The organism is Micromonospora sp. AMSO12t (assembly GCF_008806585.1).
Taxonomy (GTDB): Bacteria; Actinomycetota; Actinomycetes; order Mycobacteriales; family Micromonosporaceae; genus Micromonospora; species Micromonospora reichwaldensis.
Window position 1 is genome coordinate 1 of the sequence record NZ_WAAS01000418.1, and the last position, 3,637, is coordinate 3,637.

General features: G+C 78.2%; 3 protein-coding genes. 2 read left to right on the forward strand and 1 reads right to left on the reverse strand.

From position 1 onward, the window contains the following. The first annotated feature begins 71 nt into the window (after window positions 1-71). The gene (locus tag F6X68_RS31540) at window positions 72-1,289 is read left to right on the forward strand and encodes an aminotransferase class V-fold PLP-dependent enzyme (RefSeq protein ID WP_151457663.1); all 1,218 of its coding nucleotides are present in this window, start codon (window positions 72-74) and stop codon (window positions 1,287-1,289) included. Window positions 1,290-1,422: 133 nt separating this feature from the next. Here the strand turns inward: F6X68_RS31540 and F6X68_RS31545 are convergent, their stop codons facing one another. Continuing rightward, the gene (locus F6X68_RS31545; protein WP_151457661.1) at window positions 1,423-2,361 is read right to left on the reverse strand and encodes a DMT family transporter; all 939 of its coding nucleotides are present in this window, start codon (window positions 2,359-2,361) and stop codon (window positions 1,423-1,425) included. On the opposite strand from F6X68_RS31545, the gene F6X68_RS31550 reads away from it, so the two are divergent. After that, a partial coding sequence (locus F6X68_RS31550; protein WP_151457662.1) for a PLP-dependent aminotransferase family protein occupies window positions 2,360-3,637 on the forward strand: 1,278 nt, incomplete at its 3' end. The genes F6X68_RS31545 and F6X68_RS31550 overlap by 2 nt on opposite strands.

Genomic DNA, 3,637 nt, shown 5'->3' on the forward strand with positions numbered 1-3,637 from the left:
CCGTCACCCTCGTACCCCCGCTCGTACCCCCGCCCGCGCCGCAGCCGCCCGCCGTCGCCGACCCGCTCGACGTGCTCGGCGTACCCGGCCAGGTGAACCTCGACTACGCGGCCACCGCGCCGTGCGCGCGGGCCGCGGCCGACGCGGTGGCCGAGCTGCTGCCCTGGTACGCCAGCGTGCACCGCGGCGCCGGGGCGCTGTCGCGGCGCTGCACCCTCGCCTACGAGCGCGCCCGGCAGGCGGTCGGCGACTTCCTCGGCACCCGCGCCGGCGACCACGTGGTCTTCACCCGCAACACCACCGACGCGCTGAACCTGCTGGCCCGGGCGCTGCCCGCCGGCACGACGGTGGTCACCTTCGGCGGGGAGCACCACGCCAACCTGCTGCCCTGGCCTCGTGGCTCGGTGCGGCTGCCGGTGCCCCCGGATCCCGCCGGGGCCCTCCGCGCGCTGGACGCGGCGCTCGGCGAGCTGCGCAGGCCGGACCCGTCGGGCCCCCGCAGCGCGCAGCAGGGCCCGCCCGTGCTGGTGGCGGTGACCGCCGCGAGCAACGTGACCGGGGAACGCTGGCCGGTGGCCGAGCTGGCCCGGGTGGCCCGGCGGCACGGCGCCCGGATCGCGGTGGACGCCGCGCAGCTCGCCCCGCACGCGCCGGTGGACGTCGCCGCCCTCGACGTCGACTACCTCGCGCTCTCCGGCCACAAGCTGTACGCCCCGTTCGGCGCGGGGGTGCTCGTCGGGCGCGCGGACTGGCTGGACGCCGCGCCGCCGTACCTGGCCGGCGGGGGCGCCACCAGCCACGTCGGGGCGGCCACCCACGACGTACGGTGGGCGACCGGCCCGGCCCGGCACGAGGCGGGCACCCCGAACCTGCTCGGCGCGGTCGCCCTGGCGGCGGTCTGCACCGCGCTCGCCGACGCGGACCGGGCCGCCCTGCACGACGCCGAGCAGGCTCTGCTGACCCGGCTGCGCGAGGGCCTCGCGGCCCTGCCGCACGTGCTGGAGCTGCGCATGTTCGGGCCGGCGGCGCCCCGGGTGGGGATCGTGTCGTTCGTGGTGGCCGGCCGGGACTCGACGCAGGTGGCGGCGGAACTCGCGGCGGCGTACGACATCGGGGTGCGCGACGGCCTCTTCTGCGCCCACCCGCTGGCCCGGCGGCTGCTCGACGAGGCGGCCGCCCGCGGCGGCCGGCGGGATCTGCCGCCGACCGCCCTGCGCGCCAGCATCGGCCTGGGCAGCACCACCGGGCACGTGGACCGGCTGCTCGCCGCCCTCGCCGCGCTGGCCTGACCGACCCGGGAGCACCCGCCGGCCCACTCCCGCAGGCTGAGCTGAGCGGTCGCCGGGGAGCCGTCGGCGACCGGGGCAGGTCAGGGCGGGGCGGTACGAGCCCCGCACCGCCCGGGGCTGGGCGCGTCCCCCGTCAGGCCTTCCCCACCGCGGGTGCCGGCGCGCGGTCGCGGGTGCGCTGGATCAGCACCACACACGCCAGCACGGCCACCGCCGCCGCGATCGAGGCAGGGGTGACGGCCTCGCCGAGCAGCAGCGCCGACCAGGCCAGGGTGAGCACCGGCTGGGCGAGCTGGATCTGCCCGACCTGCGCGATGCCGCCCCGGGCCAGGCCCGCGTACCAGGCGAAGAAGCCCAGGAACATGGAGATCACGGTGAGGTAGCCGAACGCCGACCAGGCGACGGGGTCGGCGCGCGGCGGGGCGGCCACGGCGACGACGACCATGACGGGGACGGTGACGGGCAGCGAGAGCAGCAACGCCCAGCAGATCGTCCGGGCGCCGCCCAGCTCGCGGGCGAGCGCGCCGCCCTCGGCGTACCCCAGGCCGCAGAGCACGACCGCCGCGAGCAGGAACAGGTCGGGCGGGGCGAGGGCCCCGCGTACCGCGCCGCTGGCGCCGAGGAAGGTGAGCACCGCCAGCAGACCGCCGGCGCTGGCGGCCCAGAACAGCGGCGGCGGTCGCTCGCCGGCCCGCAGCACCGCGAACACGGCGGTCATGGCGGGCAGCACGGTGATGACGACCGCGCCGTGCGCGGAGGTCTGGGTGATGAGCGCCAGCGAGGTGAACAGCGGGAAACCGACGACGACGCCGAGGGCGACGACCGCCAGCCGCCGCCACTGACCGCCCGTGGGCCGCGGGGCGCCGGTGGATCGCAGGTACGCCCATGCCAGCAGCGCCGCGCCGACGGCCCGGCCGAAGGCGACGAACCACGGGTCGAGCTGTTGCACGGCGACGCGGGTCGCGGGCAGCGACATGCTGAAGGCGAGCACGCCCAGCGCGCCGAGGGCGAGGCCGACCGTCCGGTCCGCCGTTACCGTGGTTCTGGCAGTAGCGCTACTGTTCCCGTTCATGAATGACGGTAACGCAGCCGACCGCGTCGCCCAAGACCTGCGCGGGCTCGCGGCTGCTGCGGATCCCGGCACGCGGCTGCCCTCGGTGCGCGAGCTGACCGCCCGGCACCAGGCCTCCCCGGTCACCGTCGCCGAGGCCATCCGCCAGCTCGTGGCCCAGGGACTGGTCGAGACGCAGGCCGGCAGGGGCACCTTCGTGGCCGCCCCGCCACGCGAGTGGCGCGCCCCCGACCTGTCGTGGCAGACCGTGGCGCTCGGCCCCCGCCGGCCGGGCGAGGACGAGATGCAGGCGCTACTGGCGTTACCGCCCGTAGGAGCGATCCCGCTGTCCGGGGGCTACCTGGACGGCGAGCTGCAACCCGCCGCCGCGCTCGGGGCCGCGCTCACCCGCGCCGCCCGGCAGCCCGCGTCCTGGCAGCGCGGGCCGGCCGAGGGGCGCGAAGACCTGCGCGCCTGGTTCGCCCGCGAGGCCGGGGTCGGGCTGCGCGCCGAGGACATGGTGGTCTGCCCGGGCGGACAGGCCGCCCTGTCGTCCGCGCTGCGGACGCTCGCCGCGCCCGGCGACACCCTGCTCGTCGAGTCACCGACCTACCTGGGCGCGCTGGCCGCCGCCCGGGCGGCCGGCCTCCGGGTGGTGCCCGTGCCCGCCGACGCCGACGGAGTACGCCCCGACCAGCTCGCCGCCGCGTTCGCCCGCACCGGCGCCCGGCTGTTCTACTGCCAGCCGCTGTACGCCAACCCGCACGGCGCGACGCTCGCGGAGGACCGCCGGGCCCGGGTCGCCGAGGCCGTACGCGACGCCGGGGCGTTCCTCATCGAGGACGACTACGCCCGCGACCTCACCATCGACGGCCAGGCCCCGCCGCCGCTGGCCGCCGACGACCCCGACGGGCACGTCGTCTACCTGCGCTCGCTGACCAAGTCGACCGCTCCCGGGCTGCGCGTCGCCGCGATCGGCGCCCGCGGCCCGGCCGGCGCCCGGCTGCGGGCGGCCCGGCTGCTCGACGACTTCTTCGTCGCCGGGCCACTGCAACAGGCCACGATCGAGTTCGTCACCACCCCGGCCTGGACGCGCCACCGCCGCGCCCTGCGCACCGCCCTGCGGACCCGCCGCGAGGCGCTGCTGACCGCGCTCCGCCGGCACCTGCCGGAGCTGGCCCGGCAGCCGGTCCCGCGCGGCGGCATGCACCTCTGGGTACGCCTGCCGGAGGGCACCGACGACGTCGCGCTGGCTACCGCCGCGGCCGCCGAAGGCGTCGTCGTCCTCCCCGGCCGC

Bases quoted from the DNA above. Each gene is read 5' to 3' on its own strand.
- F6X68_RS31545 (WP_151457661.1), bottom strand. From the start codon at position 2,361: ATGAACGGGAACAGTAGCGCTACTGCCAGAACCACGGTAACGGCGGAC.